The organism is Arthrobacter sp. KUASC02, from assembly GCF_059739395.1.
In genome coordinates this window covers 4508745-4531988 of record NZ_AP046053.1, presented here as the reverse complement: position 1 = coordinate 4531988, position 23244 = coordinate 4508745, and the positions used below count along the sequence as shown (strand labels likewise).

At 68.2% G+C, this 23244-nt stretch carries 15 protein-coding genes and 1 pseudogene; 13 read left to right on the top strand and 3 right to left on the bottom strand.

Annotated elements, in window-relative coordinates; all coding sequences use genetic code 11:
* The first annotated feature begins 177 nt into the window (after positions 1 to 177).
* The 13 genes and pseudogenes from AC6JAC_RS20825 to AC6JAC_RS20765 all read left to right on the top strand — a co-directional run bounded on the left by AC6JAC_RS20825 (position 178) and on the right by AC6JAC_RS20765 (position 19531).
* Positions 178 to 1731: an ABC transporter substrate-binding protein gene (locus AC6JAC_RS20825; protein WP_497966479.1), complete on the top strand. Its 1554-nt coding sequence runs from the start codon at positions 178 to 180 to the stop codon at positions 1729 to 1731.
* A 71-nt stretch (positions 1732 to 1802) separates the two neighbouring features.
* Positions 1803 to 2756, top strand: a complete 954-nt coding sequence (locus AC6JAC_RS20820; protein WP_497966477.1) for an ABC transporter permease — start codon at positions 1803 to 1805, stop codon at positions 2754 to 2756.
* Positions 2753 to 4765 carry a dipeptide/oligopeptide/nickel ABC transporter permease/ATP-binding protein gene (locus AC6JAC_RS20815; protein ID WP_497966475.1) on the top strand — a complete coding sequence of 671 codons (2013 nt, stop codon included), beginning with the start codon at positions 2753 to 2755 and terminating at the stop codon, positions 4763 to 4765. The genes AC6JAC_RS20820 and AC6JAC_RS20815 overlap by 4 nt, the downstream gene beginning before the upstream one ends.
* Positions 4762 to 5766: pseudogene (locus AC6JAC_RS20810) on the top strand (oligopeptide/dipeptide ABC transporter ATP-binding protein); the annotation flags it as partial. The gene AC6JAC_RS20815 and the pseudogene AC6JAC_RS20810, both read left to right, overlap by 4 nt.
* Positions 5767 to 5825: 59 nt before the next feature.
* Positions 5826 to 9344, top strand: coding sequence for a family 78 glycoside hydrolase catalytic domain (locus AC6JAC_RS20805; RefSeq protein WP_497966473.1), 3519 nt, complete (start codon positions 5826 to 5828; stop codon positions 9342 to 9344).
* Entirely contained in the window at positions 9341 to 10303 is a 963-nt protein-coding gene (locus tag AC6JAC_RS20800) for an alpha/beta hydrolase (protein ID WP_028270581.1), read from the top strand. Before AC6JAC_RS20805 ends, AC6JAC_RS20800 begins: the two co-directional genes overlap by 4 nt.
* 35 nt (positions 10304 to 10338) lie before the next feature.
* A complete protein-coding gene (locus AC6JAC_RS20795; RefSeq protein ID WP_028270582.1) occupies positions 10339 to 10698 on the top strand; it encodes a VOC family protein in 360 nt (119 codons plus the stop codon).
* A 137-nt stretch (positions 10699 to 10835) separates the two neighbouring features.
* Positions 10836 to 13460, top strand: coding sequence for a glycoside hydrolase family 78 protein (locus AC6JAC_RS20790; protein WP_156037099.1), 2625 nt, complete (start codon positions 10836 to 10838; stop codon positions 13458 to 13460).
* Positions 13457 to 14479 carry an alpha/beta hydrolase fold domain-containing protein gene (locus AC6JAC_RS20785; RefSeq protein WP_028270583.1) on the top strand — a complete coding sequence of 341 codons (1023 nt, stop codon included), beginning with the start codon at positions 13457 to 13459 and terminating at the stop codon, positions 14477 to 14479. Before AC6JAC_RS20790 ends, AC6JAC_RS20785 begins: the two co-directional genes overlap by 4 nt.
* Positions 14480 to 14580: 101 nt before the next feature.
* Positions 14581 to 15453, top strand: a complete 873-nt coding sequence (locus AC6JAC_RS20780; RefSeq protein WP_028270584.1) for an alpha/beta hydrolase — start codon at positions 14581 to 14583, stop codon at positions 15451 to 15453.
* 118 nt (positions 15454 to 15571) lie between these two features.
* The gene (locus AC6JAC_RS20775) at positions 15572 to 16444 is read left to right on the top strand and encodes a fumarylacetoacetate hydrolase family protein (protein WP_028270585.1); all 873 of its coding nucleotides are present in this window, start codon (positions 15572 to 15574) and stop codon (positions 16442 to 16444) included.
* A complete protein-coding gene (locus AC6JAC_RS20770; protein ID WP_081818862.1) occupies positions 16444 to 18309 on the top strand; it encodes an FAD-dependent monooxygenase in 1866 nt (621 codons plus the stop codon). Before AC6JAC_RS20775 ends, AC6JAC_RS20770 begins: the two co-directional genes overlap by 1 nt.
* The gene (locus AC6JAC_RS20765) at positions 18287 to 19531 is read left to right on the top strand and encodes a DUF3500 domain-containing protein (RefSeq protein ID WP_497966469.1); all 1245 of its coding nucleotides are present in this window, start codon (positions 18287 to 18289) and stop codon (positions 19529 to 19531) included. Before AC6JAC_RS20770 ends, AC6JAC_RS20765 begins: the two co-directional genes overlap by 23 nt.
* 115 nt (positions 19532 to 19646) lie before the next feature.
* Here AC6JAC_RS20765 and AC6JAC_RS20760 read toward each other — a convergent pair whose 3' ends face one another.
* The 3 genes from AC6JAC_RS20760 to AC6JAC_RS20750 form a co-directional block, all read right to left on the bottom strand.
* Positions 19647 to 20714, bottom strand: a complete 1068-nt coding sequence (locus AC6JAC_RS20760; protein WP_028270587.1) for a quercetin 2,3-dioxygenase — start codon at positions 20712 to 20714, stop codon at positions 19647 to 19649.
* Between the two features lie 139 nt (positions 20715 to 20853).
* Positions 20854 to 22359, bottom strand: coding sequence for an HNH endonuclease signature motif containing protein (locus AC6JAC_RS20755; protein WP_497966467.1), 1506 nt, complete (start codon positions 22357 to 22359; stop codon positions 20854 to 20856).
* 372 nt (positions 22360 to 22731) lie between these two features.
* The gene (locus AC6JAC_RS20750; RefSeq protein ID WP_028270589.1) at positions 22732 to 23136 is read right to left on the bottom strand and encodes a (R)-mandelonitrile lyase; all 405 of its coding nucleotides are present in this window, start codon (positions 23134 to 23136) and stop codon (positions 22732 to 22734) included.
* Positions 23137 to 23244 lie beyond the last annotated feature (108 nt).

Here is a 23244-nt window from a genome sequence, read left to right as displayed (position 1 = left end):
CCTGAGCTGCCGGCCCCTGATGCGATGCCGTGACGCCCGCCACAGAAGTATTTCAACCAATGAAATCCTCGTGTCTCCATCAAACAGCGCCCGCTGATGCTTGAGGGGAGCCGGCCACCCGCCTGGCGCCCCTAACTGTTCTTCCCGTTGTCACATCAGAATGCAAAGGCGCACTACATGAAACTTCTGAACTCCACCGCACGCGGGAGCTCCGCCGTCCTGGCCGGAGCGCTCCTCCTGGGATCATTGACCGCCTGCGGCGGTTCCAGCCAGGCAACTGCCAAGGCGGACACGAGCTCCCTGACCCTCGCCGTCGACAGCGATGCTGCTTCTTTCGGGTTTGATCCGCTGCGGGTTGCCGACGCGCAGCGCCAGTTCTTCGAAGGCCTCTACGAGAACCTGATGACCCTGCAGCCGGACGGATCCGCGGGTCCGGGCCTGGCCAAGGAGTTCAGCTACAACGCGGACAACACGGTTCTCACGCTCACCCTCAAAGAGGGTGTCACATTCACGGACGGTTCCACCCTGGACGCAGCCTTGGTCAAAGCCAACTTCGACCGCCGCACGGATCCGGCGCTGAGTGCGTACTCCGCCGTGGCCAAGGGCGGCGCCCAGGAGATCACCTCGGTTGACGTCGTCAGCCCCGCGCAGGTTTCCCTCACGTTCGCAAAGGCCCAGCCGGGCTTTGAAAAGAACCTCACGGGAACCATGGGCATGATCGTCGGCAAGACCGGCGTGGCGGACACCGCCAGCCTGGCCGCGACCCCGGACGGCTCCGGCCCTTACACCCTTGACGCGTCCACGGTGAAGGGCAACAAGTACGTGCTGGTCAAGAACGAGAAGAGCCCGGACGCTTCAAAGTACGCCTTCAGCAAGGTCACTTTCAGCGTCATCCAGGATCCCCAGGCGCGTGCCAACGCCCTCGTCTCCGGCCAGGCCGACGTCGCCATGCTCACCTCCCCCACGGTGGACTTCGCAAAGTCCAAGGGCCTGGGCGTTTCCCAGATCGGAGGAACCCTGCACACCATGGTTTCCTTCGACAAGACCGGGAAGACCGCCCCCGCCTTCGCCAGCGAGAAAGTCCGCCAGTCGTTCCAGTACGCCATCAACCGCCAGTCACTGGTGGACGCACTGCACAAGGGGGATATCCCCGCCTGGAATGCACTTCCCAAGGATTCTGCCGGCTTCAGCGAAGAGCTGAACACCAAGTTCGCCTATGATCCGGCGAAGGCGAAGAGCCTCCTGGCTGAGGCCGGCTTCGCTGACGGCTTCGAGTTCACCATTGTTGGCAGCGCTGAAACCCAGACGGACCTGCAGGCCGTCCAGAAGGATCTGGCCGCCGTCGGGATCACCATGAACGTCAAGATGGCCGCTTCCACCGATGAAGCGTTCGCGGCAGTTGCCACCACGCCCCTCGGCTACGCCTCCCTCGGCTGGGACAACCCGGTGGGCCTGATGTACGGCGTCGTCCTGAACGGTTTCACCAACGTCCAGAAGGCCACCGATGAGCAGCTGACGGCCGCCACGGGCGAGGCTGCTGCCGCGAAGGACGACGCCGCCAGGAAGACCGCGCTCACCAAGCTCAACACCCGCCTGGTGGAATCCGGCTGGATGATCCCGCTCTACGAGTCACTCACCAACCAGGGCTACAACACCAAGAAGATCAAGCAGGTGGAGTTCGCCGGCACCAACGCCTACCCGCTGCTCTCGTCCTACGCACCCGCCAGCTAATACCCGAACCAAGCCAACACCGGCTCTGCCGGGCTGTCCTCAACGGAGGGCGGCCCGGCAGGTCCTGACCGATGGAGGTCACCATGGCACTATTCATTACCAAGCGCCTGCTGATGGCGCTCGCCACCGTGCTGGTGGTCGCGGTGCTGGCATTCCTGCTGGTGCACGCAATGCCCGGCAGCCCCGGAGCGGTCTCGCTCGGAGCCGGCGCATCCCAGGAAGCCATCGACGAGGTCAACCGTCGGCTTGGCTGGTCCGATCCCCTCCTGGTCCAGTTTTTCGGCTGGCTGGGTGGCGCGGTCCAGGGCGATCTCGGTGTCTCGCTCATCGACGGCCGTTCCGTGTCCGCTGACCTGGCCAGTAGGCTCCCGGTGACCGCGTCGCTCGCGGCCGGCGCCACCGTGCTGAGCGCTGTACTGGGGGTTCTCCTCGGCGTGACCGCCGCTGTGCGCGGAGGCCTCGCGGACCGGATCGTCGGCGGAATCTGCGGCCTGGCCGTGGCACTGCCCGCCTTCTGGATCGGCATCATCTTTGTGTACCTCTTCGCTGTCCAGTCCTCGGTGTTTCCCGCCACCGGCTACGTTCCCTTCGAAGTCTCCCCGCAGGACTGGGCCATGTCCCTGGCGCTGCCGGTGATCACCTTGGCCGTGGGCGGTGCGGCGTTCATCGCCCGTCAGACCAGGGCTTCCATGCTTGAGGCGCTGCAGCAGGAACATATCCGTACGCTCCGCGCCACGGCCACGCCCACCTGGAAGATCCTCTACATCCACGCCCTCCGCTACGCCAGCCTCCCCATCGTGGCCGGCATCGCCCTGCAGTTCATCGGACTGTTCGGCGGCTCCGTCATCGCGGAGCAGCTGTTCGCCATGCCGGGCCTGGGCCAGGCAGTCCAAAACTCCGTCAGCACCCACGATGCCCCCTCCGTACAGGGCGTAGTGGTCATCGCCACCGTTGTGGTGGTGGCCGTAAACCTGGGGCTGGAACTCGCCACCAAGTTCCTCGACCCGAAGTTGCGTGCCTCATGATCCCCTCCGTCGCTCCCGCCCCGCTCCAGCGCAAGAACGCCCGCGCCCGGTTCTCCGCCCACCGCCTCTTCGCTTCCCCGGCCGGCCTGGCGGGCGTCATCTGGCTGGCGGCCATCGTGGCCGCTTCATTGACTGCCCCGTGGTGGCTGCCGTTCAAAACCGAAGACCAGGACTTCACCGCCGTCCTCTCCGGCCCCACCGCTGCCCACTGGCTCGGTACCGATGAACTCGGCCGGGACCTCCTGAGCCGCATTTTCGCTGCCGCCGCAGGCACGCTCGGAACCTCACTGATCACGGTGATTGTCGGCGTCGGGTTTGGAACGGTCCTGGCGATGCTGGCGGCCGCCGCCGGCGAACGCGCTGAGGCGGTGATCAGCCGCGTCACCGAAATCATGATGTCCCTGCCCGGCACGGTGATCATCCTGGCCGTCATCGGCGCAGTGGGGACCAACATCCCGCTGATCATGGCGATCCTCGGCGTCCTCATCTCCGCCGGAATCTACCGCGTGATGCTCGGCCAGGCGAAGTCCCTTCAGTCCCAGCTCTACGTGGACGCCGCCAAGGTTGACGGCGTCAGTACGCTGGGCATCAGCCTCCGGCACGTCCTGCCCGGCCTGACCAACACCATCGTGGTGCAGTCCGCCCTCATCTTCGCCGTCGGCATGCTCATCCAGGCCGGCCTGGCCTTCATCGGCTTCGGCCCGCCCATCCCGCAGCCCAGCTGGGGCGGCATGATCCAGGGCGCGTCGCAGCACGTCTACGATGCCCCGTGGCTGATGGTCCCCACCGGCGCCGTGCTCGCGCTGACCGTCCTGGCCGCCAACGCCATCGGCAACGCCCTGGGCAAGGCGCCCAACGCCAGCGCGTCTCACCTGCCGTCCGCCGCGGCACGCCGGCAGCGGGTCAAGGCTGTTTCAGCCCTGGCCGTGGCCGCAACGGCAGCCGACTCTGACGCCGCACCCGCGAACGGCCACCTCAGCGTCCGCGGACTCTCGGTAGGGGTCGACGGCGGTCCCCGCCTGGTCACGGACGTCTCTTTCGACGTCGAGCAGGGAACCGTGCTGGGGCTCGTAGGGGAGTCCGGTTGCGGCAAGACCATGACCGCGCTGTCGCTGCTGGGCCTGCTCCCCTCCGGGGTGGCCGCGGCCGGCGGGCAGATTCTGTGGAACGGCAAGAACCTGGCCGCCGCCACCGACCGCGAGATGGAAGCCATCCGAGGCCGTGAGATCGCCCTGATCTCGCAGGAACCCATGCGGGCCCTGGACCCCATGTTCACGGTGGGCTACCAGCTCACTTCCGCCATCCGTCGGCTCCGGAAAATCGGCAAGTCGGACGCCCGGAAGGAAGCCCTCGGCCTGCTTGAACAGGTGGGCATCGTGGACGCCGAACGCATCCTCAATACCTACCCGCACCAGATCAGCGGCGGCATGGCCCAGCGCGTGGCCATCGCCCTGGCCCTCTCCGGACGGCCCCGGCTGCTGGTGGCCGATGAGCCCACCACCGCGCTGGACGTCACGGTCCAGGCGGAAATCCTGTCCCTGCTCCGCTCGCTGGTGAAGGACACCGGCATGTCGGTGGTGATGGTGACGCACGACCTCGGCGTCGTGGCGGACATCTGCGACAACGTCGCCGTCATGTACGCGGGCCAGGTGGTGGAAAGCGGCCGGACCGCCAACATCCTGGACAACCCCCGCCACCCCTACACGCTGGCGCTTCTTGCCGCGGACCCGCACGCCAACTCCGCGGCTGACATGCCTGACCGGCTGGCCACCATCAGCGGCCAGGTGCCGCAGCCCAAGGACTGGCCCGCCGGCTGCCGCTTTGCGGCCCGCTGCCAGTTCGCCGGATCGGCCTGTGCCACCCCGGTGCCGCTGCTGGCCTCCGGCTCGGAGGACGGGCTGGTCCGCTGCGTCAAAGCCGACGAACTGGCCGTGGAAGGCCTCGAGTGGCTTGCCACCGAAGTGCCCACGCACCGAGTACTGAAAATCGTTGAAAAGGACCTGGCATGAGCATCGAGACGGCAGAACGGCAGGACACAGCGGCGGTTGCGCCGGAGCAGCCCATGCTGGAAGTCAAGGACCTGGTGGTCCGCTACGGCCGCGGGCGGAAAGCTGCGGCGGTGCCGGCAGCGGTGGACGGGGTGAGTTTCAGCATCCTCCCCGGCGAGACCGTGGGCCTGGTGGGGGAGTCAGGTTCCGGAAAGTCCACCATCGGCAAAGCCATTCTGGGCCTCCAGAAGAGCGCCGGCGGCACCATCACCTTCCAGGGCAAGGACATCACCCGCGCCGGAGCTGCAGAGCGCCGCGCCCTGGGCGGAGAACTCCGGGCCGTCTTCCAGGACCCCAATTCCTCGCTGAATCCGCGCCAGACCATTGGTGCTTCGCTTGCCGAACCGCTGCGACTCCGCGGAGCCACTGCCCTTGAAGCCCGGGACAAGGCCGAAGCCATGCTGGAACGCGTGGGCCTGCCCCGCGAAGCTGTGGACCGCTATCCCAGCCAGTTCTCCGGCGGCCAGCGCCAGCGCATTGCGGTGGCGCGCGCCCTGATCTGCGACCCCCAACTGGTGGTCTGCGACGAGGCGGTCAGCGCCCTGGACCTTTCCACCCAGGCCCAGGTGCTCAACCTGCTGGCCGACCTCCGTGACGAACGCGGCCTCAGCTACCTGTTCATCGCCCACGACATTTCGGTGGTCCAGTTCCTCGCCCAGCGCGTGGTGGTCCTTTACCGCGGCCAGGTCATGGAAAGCGGACCGGCGGCAGCCGTGACGGAGGCACCCCAACACCCGTTCACGCAGGCCCTCGTGGCGGCTTCCCCCGTACCGAGGCCCGCGGAACAGGCCCAACGGCGCGCTGTCCGCGAAGCCCTGGGGGTTCGCACTGCCGCCGCTGTCGCGGCCACGCCGGGCGGCTGCCCCTTCAGCCAGCGCTGCCCGCTGGCCACGGAATTGTGTGCCTCCGAACGGCCCGCGCTGCGCCGCGTCGGGGCCTCCGACGTCGCCTGCCACTACGCCTGGGCCGGCACGCCTGGCGTTCCCGGGACGTCCGGCGTCCCAGGCTTCCCGAAGGGGGCATGAGCACGGTGACGGCCAGGGAGAAAGCTTCCGCGGAACTGCTCGTCGTGGATAACGATTACGCCGGCGACCCCGACGGGCTCGTTGCCCTCGCGCATATCCTTTTAGGGTGCGGTCCCGGTGTGAAAGTCCTGGTGACAACCTCGCCCCTGGATCCCGGACTGGCCGAACTGGCAGGTGCTGATCCTACGTCCACTGCCAGCCGCGGCGCGCAGCTCGCCGAGCACCTCGTCCACCTCATGGGGCTCAGCGACGTGCAGGTGATCGCCGGTGCGGAGACCACCGGGACCACGGAGAGGCAGGTCAGTGCTGCGGCGCGTGCAATCGTTGAAACTTCCGCCCGCTTCGCGCGGACCACGGTGCTTTGCGGGGGACCACTGACAAACGTCGCCGCCGCGCTCCGAACGGACTCATCCCTTGCCGAAAGGGCGGTCTTGGTCTGGGTGGGCGGCACTTTGGCTGAAACGGGTCGGGGGGAATACAACTCAGACACCGACCTTGACGCGGCAGCCGAGGTCCTTAACTCACGGATGCCCCACCTTCGGATTCCCTTCGAGGAGTACACCCGGATGACCGTCGCAGTGGAGGCAGTGAAGAATGACCTCGCTGCCGCCTCACGGGTCGGTTCCTGGCTGGCGGAACGCCTGCTCGACGTTCCGCCCTTCGTGCAACTGGGTGCAACGCTGACCCTCGGAGACAGTACCCTGGTGCCCTTTGCACCTGGATCCAGGGCGCTCGGCGGGCAGCCGGCCCCGGGAACGGTCTTCAACAATCGCATCGACGTTTCCGCCGTGTGGGGCGACCTGATCCAGCGGCTCGAGGCGGCAGCACCCACTCGTCTCCGGACCGAAAACCTCAGCCAGGCCGTCGGCATCACCAACACCGCCCCGCGGTTCAGCTGGACGCCGCCGCACGGCACCGTCCGGCAGACGGCCTACCAGCTCAGCACGAGCAACGGCTGGGACACGGGCCGCGTGGACTCGGAGGTGCACAGCTTCGTGCCCTACCGCGGGCCGGACCTTGGCTCCCGCGACCGCTTCGACTGGAAAGTCCGGGCCTGGAACGTGGCCGCGGACGGGACCGAGGTCCTGTCCGGCTGGTCCGAGCCGATGGCCGTGGAGCTGGGCCTGTTGGACGCCTCGGACTGGAGCGCCCGGTGGATCGGGCCCGACGAGCCGGGCCTGCCGGACGAGCCCCTGGTCCCGGCGCCGGGGCAGCGCCCCGGTTATGCCCTGCACCGGGACTTCACCGTGGACGCCGTGCCGGATTTTGCGCGGGCCTACGCCACGGCGCACGGCATCTATGAGCTCTTCCTCAACGGCCACCGGGTGGGGGACCAGCAGCTCACCCCCGGCTCCACGAGCTACCACAGCACCCTGCAGTTCCAGACGTTCGATATCGCGCACCTGCTGCGCCGCGGCACCAACACCGTGCGGGCCGTCCTCACGGACGGCTGGTTCCGCGGGTCCTTCGGGTTCACTCGCGACGCCGACATGTACGGAACGCAGACTGCTTTCCTGGCGCAGCTGGAAATGGAGTCCGGGGGAGCGCTGACCGTTATCGGCACCGACGAATCATGGCTGGTTTCCGCCACGGAGATCCTCTCCGCTGACCTGATGGAAGGCCAGCGAGTGGATCTCCGGGCAGCTGTTCAAGGTGAGCCAGCCCGGCCCGCCGTGCTGCGCGATGGCAGCTTCGCCACCCTCACCGGTCCGGTGGCACCGCCCACCCGGATTGTGGCGGAGCTTGAACCGGTGTCCATCTCCCGCCTGGCCAACGGCAATCAGATCGTGGACCTGGGGCAGAACATCAACGGCTGGGTCCGGCTCAGCCGGCTGGGCGCAGCAGGCACCGAAGTGACCCTGGTGCACGGCGAGGCCCTGGACGCGGCCGGCGAGGTCACCCAGGACCACCTCCGCCCCATCGATTTCAAGAACCCCGGCCAGTTCCTCGGTGCCGGGCAGGTGGATTCGGTGGTGTCCGGAGGCACTCCTGGTGAGGTCTTCGAGCCGCGCCATACCGCCCACGGGTTCCAGTTCGTCTCCGTCCGCGGCCTGGCCGAAACGCTGCAGCCCGGGGACATCACCGGCTGCATGGTGCAGACCGACCTGGAACGGCTGGGCACCTTCAGCTGCAGCGACGGCAGGCTCAATAAACTCCATGACATCGTGGACTGGAGCTTCCGCGGCAACGCCTGCGAGGTCCCGACCGACTGCCCGCAGCGCGAGAAGGCCGGCTGGACCGGCGACTGGCAGCTCTTTGTGCCCACCGCCGCGTACCTCTACGACGTGGCGGGCTTTTCGCGGAAGTGGCTCAACGATGTCCGTGCCGACCAATGGGAGAACGGGGTGGTGGCCAACATTTCGCCGTCGCCCGGACCGGGGGTCACCAGCGCCGAGTTCATGGCCTTCACCAACGGGTCAGCGGGGTGGGGAGACGCGATCGTCACGGTGCCCTGGGAGCTTTATCTCGCCACGGGGGACACCGGCATACTCGAAGAGAACTGGGACGCGATGAACCGGTGGCTGGGCTTCATCCGAAGCACCGCACAGGGGAACCGGCACCCGGCCAGGGCAGCCGGCCGCCCCGCCCCCGAAGAGCATGAGCAGTACCTCTGGGACACCGGCTTCCATTTCGGCGAATGGATGGAACCGGGCGGGCCGGCGCCGGACCTCTTCGCCTCCCGGTCCGCGGACAACGGCATCGTGGCCACCGCCTACTACCGGCACTCCTCCGCCATCATGGCCCGGATTGCCGCCGTGATGGGCAGAACCGCCGAGGCTGGCGAACTTGGGGACCTCTCCGAGAACGTCCGCCGCGCGTGGCAGCGGGAATACCTGCAGGCTGACGGAACCGTATCCGGGCAAACGGTGCGCGGCGGCACGCAGGCCAACTGCGTGCGGGCGCTCGCCTTCGACCTCGTGCCGGACACTGCCCGTCCTGCCGTCGCGGATCAGCTGGCGGGCCTGGTCAGGGCGGCGGGCACCCATCTGGGCACCGGCTTCCTGGCCACGCCGTACCTGCTTCCAACACTTGCGGACAACGGCCACCTGGGCCTCGCCTATGAGCTCCTGATGCAGGACTCTGAGCCCTCCTGGCTGGTGATGGTGGACCGCGGCGCCACCACCATGTGGGAGGACTGGAACGGCATCGGTGCCGATGGCAGTGCCACGGGCTCGCTCAACCACTACAGCAAGGGTGCCGTGGTCTCGTTCCTGCACCGCTACACCGCCGGGCTGCGCCAGGCGCCGGGGAGTGCGGGCTGGCAGCGGATCATCATCGAACCCCGGCCGGGCGCCGGACTGACGTCCTCCAGCACGTCGCACCGGGGCCCGCAGGGCCTCATCGAGGTGGACTGGGCCATCGACGACGGCGTGCTGACGCTGACGGCCGCCGTCCCCTCCGGAACCACAGCGGACATCCGCCTGCCCGGTGAGCCGATTGCCGCCGTCGGGCCCGGAACTCATTCCTTTGCCGCCGCACTGGCGGCCCCTGACCTCGCAAGGAGCGCACGATGACCCCTGAAACAGTCACCACCGCGGATCACCGGAAACGGATGCCTGCGCCGCCGCCGTTCCCGGCCTTCCACGCGCCGGCAACCCCGCAGGTGGCATCGGCCGTGTCCACGGTGCACCGCGAGGTCAGCTACGCGATCGCGGTCGGCTTCCGGCGCCTGGCAATGGACATCTGGCTGCCGCGCGAAACCGCCGGACCCGTCCCCGTGGTGGTGTGGATCCACGGCGGCGCGTTCCAGCTTGGTGACCGCCGCGACCTGCCGCCCACGTTCGCCCCGGATTCGGTCTTCAAGCTGCTCAACGAGGCCGGCATCGCCTGCGCCACAGTTGACTACCGCCATGCACTGGAAGCGCCCTTCCCGGCGCAGCTGCACGATCTCAAAGCCGCGGTCCGCTACCTGCGCGGCCACGCCGAGGTCCTGGGCATCGACGCGGACCGCATCGGCGCCTGGGGCGAGTCGGCCGGCGGGCACCTCGCTGCACTGCTCGGGGTCACCGGGGCCCGCGGGGAACTCGAGGGAGGGATTGGTGTGCAGGGGCACTCCAGCAGCGTCAGCGCCGTCGTCGACTTCTACGGTGTGTCCTCGCTGCCGGACATGCCGCCCATGGACACGCCCGCCGGGCTCATGTCCGGCCCGCTCGTGGCTGCAGTGCCACCGGGGATGACCATGGAACCCGGCCCCATGCTGGTGGGCGGCAGCGCCGATCCTGCCTTGCTAACGGCGGCCAGCCCGCTGGGCTACGTCACTGCCGGCGCGGCGCCGTTCCTGCTCATCCACGGCGACAGCGACGGCCTGGTCCCGCTGGCCCAGAGCGAACTGCTGGCCGCGGCGCTGACGGATGCCGGTGTCCGCAACGAGCTGGTCACCGTCGAAGGCGGCGACCACTGTTTCTTCTTCGCCGAAGACCAGCTGGACGGAATCCTCAGCACCGCAGTGGATTTTTTCGTCAGCGAGCTTTAAGGACAGGCCCGACGGCGGGCCGGTAGCATGCCGCTATGGCTATCGCACGCTTCCCAAGCTTTGTCATCGACTGCCCCGATCCGAAAGCCCTCGCGGGCTTTTACGGTGCCCTGCTCGGCTGGAACGAGAGGGTCGACGATGGCTGGGTGGAGATCCGGCCCGACGACGGCAGCAACTGCATTGCCTTCCAGCAGGTGGACGGCTACCAGGCGCCCGAGTGGCCTGGCCAGGCCCACCCGCAGCAGATGCACATGGACATGGTGGTGGAGGACCTGGACCACGGCGAAAAAGAGGCCATCAGCTTGGGCGCCACCAAGGCTGAGACGCAGCCCGGCACCACCTTCCGCGTCTTCCTGGACCCTGCCGGCCACCCGTTTTGCCTCTGCCTGAGCTGACGGTTCCGCGTCGCCGGATTCCAGGGGTCCACGGGCGCAGTTTTCAGTCAATGAAACTCCGCTAGCGGGCGCAAGGCCGTTCCCGGGACGCTTGGGGAAGCCCCGAAACTTCCCCTTCGTAACGAATCGAGCCGACGTTGACTCAACCATTCCGACCTTCCGCCCTCCGCTTCGAACACCACGAAGAGCCCTTCGGTATCGGCGAGGAGCAGCCGCGGCTCTCCTGGCGGGTCACCGCCGAAACGCCGGGCTGGGTCCAGTGCGCCTACGAACTCGAGCTGGGCGCTGATGAAACGCGCTTGGTCAGCTACGGCCGGACCGAATCCGTGGAACAGCTCCTGCAGCCGTGGCCGGCACCCGCGCTGACCAGCCGCCAGCGCGTCGCGGTCCGGGTCCGTGTGTGGGGCAACGACGACGGCGGTCCCTCCGAGTGGGGTCCCGTCACCTACGTCGAAGCCGGGCTCCTGAACCCGGAAGACTGGCAGGCGGCCATGATCCGGCCGGCCCGGGATGAAGCCAGCGAAGACACCGAGCCCGCCTCCCGGCTGAGCCGCACGTTCGAAGTCACGGGCTCCGTGGCCTCCGCACGCCTCTATGCCAGCGCCCACGGTGTCTACGTGGCCTCGATCAACGGCCGGCGCGTCGGCCGCGAGCGACTGGCGCCGGGCTGGACCAGCTACCACCACCGCCTCCGCTACCAGTCCCACGACGTCACCGACTACCTGCAGCCCGGCACCAACGTCATCGGACTTGAACTTGCCGACGGCTGGTGGCGCGGCAACCTGGGCTTCCAGGACAAGCGCAACACCTACGGCGACCGCACGGCGGCGATCGCGCAACTGGAAATCGCCGACGACGGCGGCAGCATCACGATCATCGGAACCGACAGTTCCTGGCTGGCTGGCAGGAGCCCGGTGCTCGGCTCCGATCTCTACAACGGCGAAACGTATGATGCCCGGCTGGAAGATGGCGGCTGGGCAGGTGCCGAAGACGCCGCCCTCGGCCCGGTGGCCGTGGAGGACTTCGATGCGTCGGTGCTGGTGGCGCCGGACGGTCCGCCGGTGCGCGCCACAGAAGAACTGCCCGTGGCCGCAGTGCTGGCCACACCGTCCGGGAAGACCATTTTGGACTTCGGCCAGAACCTGGTGGGACATGTACGCCTCCGGGTCAGCGGAGAGGCCGGCGCGGAGGTGGTGCTGCGCCACGCCGAGGTCCTGGAACACGGAGAACTCGGCACCAGGCCGCTGCGGGTGGCCAGGCAGACCGACCGGTACATCCTGCGCGGCGGCCGTGAGGAAATCTGGGAACCTGAATTCACCATCCACGGCTTCCGCTACGCGGAGGTGACCGGCTGGGCCGGTGACCTGGACCCGGACGCGTTCACCGCCGTCGTGGTCCACTCAGACCTCGCGCGGACCGGTTCCTTCGAATGTTCCGACCCCATGCTGAACCAGCTCCATTCCAACGTGGTGTGGGGCATGCGCGGCAACTTCGTCGATGTTCCAACGGACTGCCCGCAGCGCAACGAACGGCTCGGCTGGACCGGCGACTTCCAGATTTTCGCGGCAACGGCGTCCTTCCTCTACCGGATCCCCGGGTTCACGGCCTCCTGGTTGAAAGACCTGGCCGCCGAGCAGGGTACCGACGGTCCTCCGCCGCTGGTGGTCCCCGAAGTAACGTTCGATAAGCCGCCGTTCCCTGTCCGGCCGGTGATGGCCGCGTGGGGTGACGCGGCCGTGCTGGTTCCCTGGGTGCTGTACCAGCGAACGGGTGACTTGGAGTTCCTGCGGCGCCAGCTGCCGGGAATGATCGCGTGGCTGGATGCCGCCGCCCAGGCTGCCGGACCGGAACTGCGGTTCGAGCAGGGGTTCCAGTTCGGCGACTGGCTGGACCCGGCAGCGCCGCCCAACGATCCCGGCGCTGCCCGGACGCCGTGGCAGCTGGTGGCGCAGGCCTACCTGGCGTACTCGGCGCGGGTGGCCGGCGAGGCCGCGCGGCTGCTGGGGGAGGACTCCTCCACTCTGGATGAGCTCTCGCAGCGGGCCGCCGATGTATTCCGTAGGCGTTATATATCCGGTGACGGGCTGCTGATGCCGCCCACGCAGACGGCCTACGCCGTCGCGCTGAGCTTCGGACTGCTGGAAGGCGGGGAACGGGCGGCCGCGGCCGCGGGGCTGGCCGGCGCGGTGGAAGCCGACGGCTACCGGATTGCCACGGGTTTCGTAGGGACCCCGCTGGTCTGCGACGCACTGACCGACCACGGCTACTCGACGGCCGCCTACCGGCTCCTGCTCCAGACGGAATGCCCGTCGTGGCTTTACCCGGTGACCATGGGTGCCACCACCATCTGGGAGCGGTGGGACTCCATGCTTCCGGACGGCAGCATCAACGAGGGCGAAATGACGTCCTTCAACCACTACGCCCTGGGTGCCGTGGCCGACTGGATGCACCGCAGCCTGGCGGGACTGGCTCCGGCCGGACCCGGCTACCGGAAACTGCTGGTCCGGCCCCGGCCCGGCGGCGGGCTGGGATGGGCACGGGCCAGTCACGAAACGCCGTACGGGACGGCCGAGGCCAGCTGGGACCTGGCCGGTGCGGACTTCACGCTGCAGGTGACCGTGCCGGCGGGCTGCACCGCAACGGTGGTGCTGCCGGACATGGACGCGACAGCGCACGAGGTGGGTTCGGGGACGCACTCGTTCAGCTGCACTGTGATGCCCGACCGCGCTGTCAGGGCACCTGAGCTCGCGGCGCAGCCATGACACTGGATCCGGAGCTGGCGGGCCTCATGCACCACGTGGCCGGTGCAGGGTCCTTCGCCGAGCTCCTGGCAGATCCCTCCGGCCTGGAGCGGCTGGAGGCCTTCAGCGCCGGAACGGCCGCGTATGCGGCGCCGGAGGTCGCAGTCCGGACCGTGGACGTGCCGGGCCCCAACGGCCCGGTGCCGGTGCGCATTTACGTCGGCGCCCCGGACACTTCCGGGGACAGCCCGGCCGCTGCCGGAGACGGGCTCCCGGCCCTCGTGTGGGTTCACGGCGGCGGTTTTGCCGGGGGCGGCCTGGACATGCGGGAAGCGGACCAGCTGGCACGGGAAGTGGCCGACAGGACCGGCGGGGTGGTGCTGTCCGTGGGCTATCGGCTGGCACGCGGCGGGGTGCATTTTCCGGTGCCGCACGAGGATGTCCTGGCAGCCTGGTTGTGGGCCGTGGAGCACGCTGCTGAGCTGGGGGCTGACGCCCGGACCCTCTGCCTGGGCGGAGCCAGTGCCGGTGGCAACCTGGCGGTCGGTGCTGCCCTGTTTCTGAAGGATGCGGGCCGCCAGCTGCCCGCGAAGCTGGTGCTCGCCTACCCGTTCCTGCATGCGGAGCTGCCGGTGCCGCCGGACCTGCCGGAGCCGGGAGATCCGGGGTCAGGGGACCTTCGGGAGGAGGGCATCGCCGGTCTTCCGCGTATCCTCCGCTTCACGGCGGACGATTGCCGCGCCATGGTGGAGAACTACATCGGAGGTCCCCTCCTGATGGCGTCTTCCTACGCCATGCCCGGCTACGCGGACCCTGCCGGCCTGCCGCCGGCTGCCGTTCTGGTGTGCGAATACGATGACCTGCGCCATTCCGGCGAGCTGTTCGTGGACGGTCTCCGGGCGGCCGGGATCGCCGTGGAGGCGCGCATGGAACCGGGCGCCACGCACGGCTTCCTCAACCACTCGGCCGGACTGCGCATTGTGCAGCGCGGCCTGCAGTTCCTGGCCGGTGAAGTGGCGTCGGCGAAGCCATTTCAATGATTGGAAATTCCCGTTTCCGCCGGGGCTTCCGTCCAGCAGGCTTAGGGAAGAAGACGCCGGATCGATCCTGATTCCGGCCATGGCAACGGATGGAGTCATTGATGACTGCAGGACAAGTCCTGAAGGGGATAGAGTTTTCACGTCCCGGCGGAGTGCCGTTGCTGCTGGACCTCTACCTGCCGGCGGAGGGATCCCCCCAAGGTCCGGTGCCGGCGGTTGTGCATTTCCACGGCGGCGGCTGGCGCATGGGGGAGCGTTCCTCCCTGGGCCCGTTGACCGACGCCTTTGCGCTGATGCCTTTCGAGCGCCTCGCTGCTGCCGGGTTCGTAGTGGTTTCGGCGGACTACCGGCTGTCCTCGCAGGCCGTCTTTCCGGCCCAGCACGAGGATGCCACAGCGGCGGTCTCGTGGCTCCGGACCCACGCTGCCCAGTACAACGTTGACCCGGGCCGGATTTTTACCTGGGGCGATTCGGCAGGCGGGCACCTGGCCTGCCTGGTGGGCCTCGGCGCTCACGTGCCCGGCAGTGACGGGTCCGGCACCGCGGCGTCCGGTGCGAACGCAGTCGCCGCCGTCGCGGCCTGGTACGCGCCAACAGACCTTGTCCGGATGGGCAGCCAGGCCCTGCCGGATGCCGTGGCAACGGCCGACGACCCCGGTTCCCGCGAAGCGCTCCTCCTCGGAGCCCAGCCCGCTGATGCCCCGGACAGGGCAGCCGCGGCGAGCCCGCTGAGCTATGCGGGCGGCCAAGCGCCACCGTTCTTCCTGGCCCACGGCACGGCGGACCGGTTCGTCCCGCCGGCCCAGGCCACCACGTTTGCCGCGGCGCTGGAAACCGCCGGCGCCGACGTCGAACTTCTCCTCATCGAAGGTGCCGACCACATGTGGTTGCTGCCGGACAAAAGCCCGGCAGCGGCGCAGAAGGTCCTGGACGCCACCATCGATTTCTTCCGCAGGCATGCCCGGATCACCTGACCCGGCACCTGGTGACCAGCCACCTCCTGATTTTGCACCCACTGATTTTGAACCTCTTGAATTTGAACCCAGCCTGACCGGCATTCCCGGTGCCCGGGCTAGACCTGAAAGGCTCCACATGCAGTACATCGGCATCAACCACCGCGGCGAACCCTGGGCAGCGGTCGTGGCGGACTCCCGCGTTTTCCCGCTGGCACCCGTGGGCGAGTTCTGGGCGGACGCCGCCGGCTGGCAAGACAAGTCTGTCTCCCTGACGTCCGGTACCTCTCAGCCCGACGGCGGCGGCTGGCTTGGGCGCGGCAGCGTCACCGAAGTGCCCCTGGTGCCCGCATCGGCCCGCGTCATCTGTGTGGGCCTCAACTACAAAGCCCATGCCGCGGAAGGCAGCTACAAGGACCAGGAGCTCCCTCCGTATCCCACGCTGTTCGGCCGCTGGACGGCTTCCCTGTCAGTAGGGAATGTGCCGGTGCCCGTGCCGTCCGGCGAAGCGGGACTGGACTGGGAAGGCGAAGTGGCGGCGTACATCGGCCGGCGAGTGGAATCCGCGGACGAGGCCGAAGCGTCCGGGGCGGTCTTCGGCTATTCCACATTCAATGACCTCACCGCCCGCCGGGCTCAGAAGCTCACCACGCAGTGGACCCTGGGTAAGAACGGCGACCTCACCGGGCCACTCGGCCCGCTGGTCAGCCGGGACGACGTGGGCGATCTCCGTGACGGCCTCCAGGTCCGCACGCGGGTGAACGGCACCGAGGTCCAGAACGGCAACACGCGGGACATGATCTTCTCCGTGCCGGCCATCATCTCGCTGATCAGCCAGACCCTCACGCTCCACCCCGGCGATGTGATCGCCACCGGAACCCCGGAGGGCGTGGGGTACGCCCGCACACCGCAGTGGCTGCTGCAGCCGGGCGACACCGTTGAAGTCGAAATCGACCGCCTCGGCACGCTCACCACCCCCGTTGGCGACATCTCACTCCGTGGCCGTGCCTGATGGTCACGCTGCAATCCGCCTCTCCCGACGAGCTGCCGGAGGAGGTGCAGGTCCTGATCTCCGGCGGCGGCCCCAGCGGGCTCTTCCTCGCCCTGGACCTCGCATCCCGCGGCATCCCGAGCACGGTGGTTGAACCACGGACCACCGTGGATCCGGCCCGGCCCCGGGCCAAGACCACCAACGCGCGCACCATGACCCACCTCCGCCGGCTGGGGTTGGCCGACGCACTCCGCGCCGCGGCCCCGCTTGCCGTGGACTACGCCCAGGACGTGACCTTCTGCACCGGCCTTACCGGCCCTTCCGCCCATGAACTCCGGACGTTCCGGCACGCATTCCAGCTGGTGCCGGGCCGCTACGGGCCGCAGCCTGAATGCGGCCAGCAGGTCCCGCAGCCTGTCCTGGAGGAGGTCCTCCGAGCTGCCGCGGCCGAGGCCCCGTTGGTCACCTTGCTGACCGGGTGGCACGTGCAGGACGTCAGTGTTCATTCCGGTGCGGTTCCTTCGGGAACCGCCGGCACCGGAAGCGGAACCGCCGCTACCGGAAGCCGGACCGCCGGCACCGGAAGCCGGACCGCCGTGGTGGTGGCGGACAGTACCGGACGGACCCGCACCATCACCGCCGACTACGTGGCCGGGGCCGACGGCGGTTCCTCCGCCGTGCGCCGCAGCCTGGGCATCCGCCTGGAAGGCGGCTCCGCGGAGCTGTCCAACATCAGCATCATGTTCCGTTCGAAGGACCTTGGTTCCGCGATCGCGCTGCAACCTGCCGTCCAGTACTGGGTGGTGGGCGGGGAAACCGCCGGGATGGTGGGCCGGATGGACCTCGCCGATACGTGGTGGGCCATCGTGCAGGGCGTGGACGCGGAAGCTGCGGGCGCGCTGGCGGATGATGCCGCCGTCGCCATGGTCCGCGAACTGGTGGGGGCAGAGGTGGACGTTGACGTGGTGGCCACGGATCCCTGGACCGCCCGCATGCTTCTTGCCCCCGGCTACGGCCGTGACGGCGTGTTCCTGGTGGGCGACGCGGCGCACCTGAATCCTCCGTGGGGCGGGCACGGCTTCAACACGTGCATCGGCGATGCCGCGAACCTTGCGTGGAAGATCGCGGCCAGCGTGGCCGGCTGGGGCGGGCCGGAACTCCTGGCCAGTTACGGGCTGGAACGCCGTCCGGTGGCGGCGCGGACCATCCGCGACGCCGCCAGCAACGGCGAGGCGCTCGCCTACCATTTCGCGGATCCGGCACTGCGCGGTACCGGCAGCGACGGCGTGCGGGCGAGGCAGGCGGCGTACGAGGCGCTCTCGGTCAAGCAGAGCGAGTTCGATTCGCTGGGACTGGTGCTCGGCTACTCCTACGCGGATTCGCCCCTGGTGGTGCCGGACGGGTCGCCGGTTCCCGCTGAGGACCCCATCCGGTACGTCGCTTCGGCCAGCCCGGGGGCCCTGCTGCCGCATGCATGGCTGGACGACTCCACGTCCGTCTACAGTCTGCTGGGGGCAGGGTTCACCCTCCTGGCCGACGCCGCTGCGCTGGGCGGGGTGCCGGAAGCCCAGGCTTTTGCGCCGGTGGTCCAAGCTGCAGCCCGGCAGGGCATCCCGGTGACCATCACCGCCGTCGGACCTTCCGAGGACGGGACGCCCATGGCTGACCTGTGGGGAGCCGACTCGGTGCTGGTCCGCCCGGACCAGCACGTGGCCTGGCGCGGTACTTCCGCAGAGGCGGCCGCGGCAGCGCTTGCCGTTGCCGCCGGCTGGAGCGCAGCGTCCCGGCACTCTTTGGGGCACAACTCCTCGCAGCCCGTCCCTTCTCCGTCCAACCCCTCACACGTCAACGAAAGGGGCTCCCGTGTCAGCGCCGTCATTCCGTGATTTTCTCTTCGCCCCGGACCATCCGCGGGTGGCCGGGATCCGCGGCCTGGCCGCCCGGGACTACGCCGAGGCCGCCAAGACCGATTCCTTTGCCGGGCCCATGATCGAAGGCTGGGACGCGCTCTACCCGGAACCCTTTAGCGGCATAACGAACGACGGCGTCCTCCGCCCGGGGCTCTATCCGCTGGCACCCGCACGGGACGGCGAAGAAGCGCCCACAGCGTCGATGGTTGCCGCCGGCCGGAAGCTGCTGGAGGTGGCCACACGGGAGCAGGTGACCCGGTTGACTTACGCCGTGGACGCCCACGAGTGGAAGAGCTGGGCGAATCCGGAGTTCATGCAGCACGACACCGGACTGCGCCTTGATGAACTGGATCCGCCGGTCCGCGATGCCGCGCTGGCCGTGGTGGAGGCGAGCCTGAGCCCGGCCGGCTTCGACCTGGCCAGGAACCTCATGCGGATCAACGGATTCCTGGGTGAACTGGTGGAGCTTCCGCTGCTGATGAACGAGTTCAGTTACAACTTCGCCTTGTTCGGTGAGCCTTCGGAGACGGAACCGTGGGGCTGGCAGCTCTTCGGCCATCACGTGGCGCTCAACTGTTTGGTCGCGGGCACGCAACTGGTGATTTCGCCCGTGTTCCTCGGCGCGGAACCGGACGTGATCGACGCCGGCCCGCACCGGGGCGTCAAGGTCTTCAAGGAACGCATCGCGCTGGCCCGGCAACTGATGGGTGCGCTGCCCGAGGGGCTCCGAAAGGAGGCGACCGTGTACGCCGCCATGGTGGACCCGGCCATGCCCGAGGGGCGCATCCACCCGGGGGATGAACGGCACCTGGGCGGCTGCTTCCAGGACAACCGGGTGATTCCTTACGAGGGCATCCCGGTCAGCTCGATGCCGCCTGTAGCGCTGGCCGTGCTGGAGGAGGTGGTGGAGGATTTCATCGCCTACCTGCCGGACGGACCCAGGGCTGCGCGGCGCAGGGAGATCCAGGAGCACTTCGGCGAGAGCTGGTTCAGCTGGATCGGCGGCTGGGAGGGGCAGGAGGCCTTCTACTTCCGGTTGCAGAGCCCGGTGGTGGTGATGGAACTGGACCACCACACGGGGGTCTTCCTCAGCAACGAAGAGCCTGCACCGTTCCACATGCATACGGTCCTGCGCACGCCCCATGGCAACGACTATGGCCGCGAACTCGTGCGCCACTTCCCGTCGATTGCTCCGTAACAGCCGTTTTCCGGGGTGAAAAGGGCGCCCACGGAGCAATCGATGGCTCCCGGAAACCAACTATGGCCCGGACTTCCTTTCGGAAGTCCGGGCCATTGGCGTTTGGTGGTCCTTCTCAGATGTCCAGGGCAGCCCGACGCTGCGGCGGGGGTCCTACGACGGTCAGGTCCATCTCTGCCTGGGCGCGGCCGAAGCCTTCCATATCCATGTACGGCGTGCCGCCTTCGGTGTACATGTAATCGTCCGTGGGCTTGTTGAAGTACTCAAAGAAGCCGTTGAAGACCGACGGCGTCAGGAAACCCACCATCTGGGTGTGGTGTGAGTCGAACGCGAAGGAGTGGACGGTCCCGGCCGGCGCGTGCACGAAGTCGCCCTTGGTCAGGAGCATCTCGCGGCCGTTGGCGTAGAGCCACATCCGGCCCTCGGTGCACAGGAAGTTCTCGGTATGTTCCGAGTGGAAGTGCAGCGGAATGTAGGGCGACTTGGCTCCCTTGGTGTGCACCGCGAAGTAGTTTGAGCCCGTGTTCGCAGGCCTTGAGAGGTACGTGAACATGGTCTGGTAGCTCACCAGGCGTTCGCCTTCGCCCGCGCTGAGGAAGTACGGGCTCTGGGTGGAGGGAAGGCCGGCGTCCTGCTGGAAGGTGGGTGCAGCACGCTCCACTTCAGGGAACGTGATGCCGAACTCGGCGCCGACTTCGGCCTGCTCCTGCGCGCTGCGTTTGTGGCCGGCATGCACTGGCGGAACATGCGAATCGATGGGAGTGCCGACGCGTTCGTAGTAGGCCTCGGCGCCGCCGGGCGTCATCCAGTTCAGGAAGCGTGTGTAGTGGCTGGCCATGCGGTAGGCGTGCGGGGTTCCTGGCGGTATGACTACGGAGTCGCCGGGCGTGAGGATGCGGCTCTCGCCGGGCAGCCACACGTGCAGGATGCCGTCGAAGACGTACAGGGTTTTGTGCTCCACCTTGTGGCTGACGAAGGGAGACTCGGCCCCCATTCCGCCCGAGACGTAGGCGGCACTGAAGATGCCGCCGGTGTCCGCGGATCGGGCGATGACGGTGACAAGCTGCCCGTTGATTTCGTACCGGGCGCCCTCGCCGGACGCCATGTAATAGGGGACAGCCTCGCCGGGCAGCGCGTTCGCCACCGGGAGTTGTGTGTTCATTTCCTCAACGCTGAGGGACATTGGTTCCTTCTTTCCAGTCCGGAGCTTCGCCGTGGCGTGGTCACCAGCATGCCCTCAAACGAGGCGCCGGGGCGTCGGGCTTTCCAATGAGTGAAATACATTTCGGCGTGGGGCAGCCACTAGTCAGGACACTCAACTTTCAGCATCTGAAGTAGGTGTTTCGCCGCGGGGTCTGGCGTGGGTCGATGTGGGGTGGCGGGATGAACCAGGGGATCCCGGTTTTGACGTGGATCTGCCACTGTTCCTTGTGGATCAGGTGGTGGTGATGGCTGCAGAGCAGGGTGCCGTTGTCTGTGCTGGTGGTTCCGCCGTGTGACCAGTAGGTGATGTGGTGGGCTTCGCACCAGGGGGCGGGGATGGTGCAGCCGGGGAAGGTGCAGCCTTGGTCGCGTGCGGTGAGGGCTTTGCGGATGTGCGGCGGGAAGACCCGGGTGGTCCGTCCGATGTCGAGGATCCGTCCCTGGCTGCCGAGGAGGACGGGGATGATGTCCGCGTCGCAGGCGATTTTGCGGACGATGGCGGGCGTGACGGGGCCGGTGAACGTGAAGGAGCCCGTCCCCGGGATGCCGGTGGCTGCGCGCATGCCTGTACCCGTGCCGGTGTCTGAAGTCTCGGTGGTGTGTTCGCGGTTCTCGAGCCGGGCGAGGAGGTGGCGGTAGTCGATGGTGACCATGACCTGGGGGCGGAGCCCGCCCGCGGCAGGAAGGCCGCCGGTGCTTAGTCCTGCTTTGACCGCATTGACGAGGCCGTCCAGGAGCTGCTGCGGGCGGGTCCGCTGGTCGAGGTCCGGCTCCGTGCCTCCGGAGCCGGTCGTGTCGCTGTCTCCGCCACCGCACTCGCCGCCACTGCCCTCGCCGCAACTGCCCTCACCGGTGCTTGGTTGGGTGCGGGGGTTGGTGGCGATGTTCATCGCGGTCAGCAGGTGTTCGGTTTGCTCGGTGGTGGCGAGGATTTCCATCCGCTGTAGTCCGCGGCGCGGCTGGCGGATGAACACACCCTGACGTTGCCGGAGTTCGGTGTCGGTGGGTTCGGACCCGTCCTGGTCGATGGCTTCGGTCCACTGCCGGGCGACGCGGGCGACGAAGTCGGTGTCGTGCTCCACCGCGGCCCGGGTCAAGGCGTGTTCCATCCGGCCGGCAACTTCCGCATCCGCGTGGTGGCCGGCCCGGTCCAGGGCGAGGGTGATGATGGTCGCGGAGCGGGACGCGACGGTCCCGGTGGCGACGGCGGCGGCGAGTTCGGGCCGTTCCGGTGGTTGGGGGTGGCCGGTGATGCCGGTGCGGGGCAGGAGCGTCTCGGCCAGCGCCAGCCGCCGTCGGGCCTCGCCGGCACCGATCCGCAACCGGGCACGCAGGAACTCGGTGGTGTTCCGGCAGCCGTCATCCGCCGGGTCCGGTTCTGGGGAGAGGTCCGGGGCGTCGTCGCTCACCGCCACCCCGGCAACCTGGTCCCCATCGGTTTGGCTCGTGTCCGTTTTACTGGTGGCCCAGCCGATCGGGCCGTGCACGGCGGTTGCTTCGCCCCACCCGGTGGTCCAACCAACCGTTGCACCCGAGCCCGCACCGGAGCCAGCCCGCGCAGCAGCACTGGCCTCGCGCCGGGTCCGGTCCACTGCCCCGGCCGCAACCACCTGCAGGTATTCCATGTTCCGGGAGTGTTCCTCGACCCAGGCGGCAAAGTCAGCCGCCTCCCGGAAGCCCATCACCCCGGCGCGCTGGACCGCCGTCGAAGTGGCACTTGTGAACAGCTCAAGGCTCCGGGCGAGATCACCGGACCCACCGCCGTCGGACGCTAACGCGTGAGAAGGCTGCGCTCCGGCGGGCACGCTCCGCAGGCCCGGACCGGAAGCGGGCCGAAAAGCAGAAGCGCCGGCGGGCAATGCTACCCACCGCATCGCCCCTCTTGCTTCTGCGAGTTCCCCCAAGACCTCCATGGGATAACTCTGCCGCGAGGGTCCGACAATTTAGGCCGCGCAGTCCCGCCGCAAGCCCCGCAGTCCCGGCGCGAACCAGCCCGGCTACCTCGCGCCGTATTCCTCATCCGTCACGTGCTCGCCCCACGCTGTTTCCGGGCCTTCCTGGCCTTCGCCCAGGGCTTCCCACATGGCAAGGTGGCACATGAAGTGGTCAGCGGCGGCGCCGTGCCAGTGCTCTTCGCCCGGGGGCGTATAGATGGTGTCGCCCGGACGGATCTCGATCACTTCGCCGCCGCGGGCCTGGACCAGGCCGCGGCCTTCGGTGACATGCAGGGTCTGGCCGTTCGCATGCGAGTGCCAGGCGGTGTGTGCGCCCGGGGCGAATCGGACCATGTTTACGCGCAGCTGCGAGGGTGCCTCGCCCTTGGCGATGACGTCGAACCAGACGTCGCCGGTGAACATGTCCGCCGGCCCCTTATTGCTTGGTGTGCTGGGCTGGATTTCCAACTGTTTTCCTCCATCCATGGTTACGCGCCCCTGTGGGGGCGGCTTTCCACTGCTCAACAATAGGAGCCTCACCGGGCTGCAGGGAGGCCCTGCCAGTACCTGTATCAA

Excerpts from the sequence above, each read along its gene's own strand:
- AC6JAC_RS20800 (WP_028270581.1), top strand. The coding sequence starts at position 9,341 with ATGACCCCTGAAACAGTCACCACCGCGGATCACCGGAAACGGATGCCT.
- AC6JAC_RS20795 (WP_028270582.1), top strand. The coding sequence starts at position 10,339 with ATGGCTATCGCACGCTTCCCAAGCTTTGTCATCGACTGCCCCGATCCG.
- AC6JAC_RS20760 (WP_028270587.1), bottom strand. The coding sequence starts at position 20,714 with ATGTCCCTCAGCGTTGAGGAAATGAACACACAACTCCCGGTGGCGAAC.
- AC6JAC_RS20780 (WP_028270584.1), top strand. The coding sequence starts at position 14,581 with ATGACTGCAGGACAAGTCCTGAAGGGGATAGAGTTTTCACGTCCCGGC.
- AC6JAC_RS20825 (WP_497966479.1), top strand. The coding sequence starts at position 178 with ATGAAACTTCTGAACTCCACCGCACGCGGGAGCTCCGCCGTCCTGGCC.
- AC6JAC_RS20820 (WP_497966477.1), top strand. The coding sequence starts at position 1,803 with ATGGAGGTCACCATGGCACTATTCATTACCAAGCGCCTGCTGATGGCG.
- AC6JAC_RS20770 (WP_081818862.1), top strand. The coding sequence starts at position 16,444 with ATGGTCACGCTGCAATCCGCCTCTCCCGACGAGCTGCCGGAGGAGGTG.
- AC6JAC_RS20805 (WP_497966473.1), top strand. The coding sequence starts at position 5,826 with ATGAGCACGGTGACGGCCAGGGAGAAAGCTTCCGCGGAACTGCTCGTC.
- AC6JAC_RS20785 (WP_028270583.1), top strand. The coding sequence starts at position 13,457 with ATGACACTGGATCCGGAGCTGGCGGGCCTCATGCACCACGTGGCCGGT.
- AC6JAC_RS20815 (WP_497966475.1), top strand. The coding sequence starts at position 2,753 with ATGATCCCCTCCGTCGCTCCCGCCCCGCTCCAGCGCAAGAACGCCCGC.
- AC6JAC_RS20775 (WP_028270585.1), top strand. The coding sequence starts at position 15,572 with ATGCAGTACATCGGCATCAACCACCGCGGCGAACCCTGGGCAGCGGTC.
- AC6JAC_RS20755 (WP_497966467.1), bottom strand. The coding sequence starts at position 22,359 with ATGGAATACCTGCAGGTGGTTGCGGCCGGGGCAGTGGACCGGACCCGG.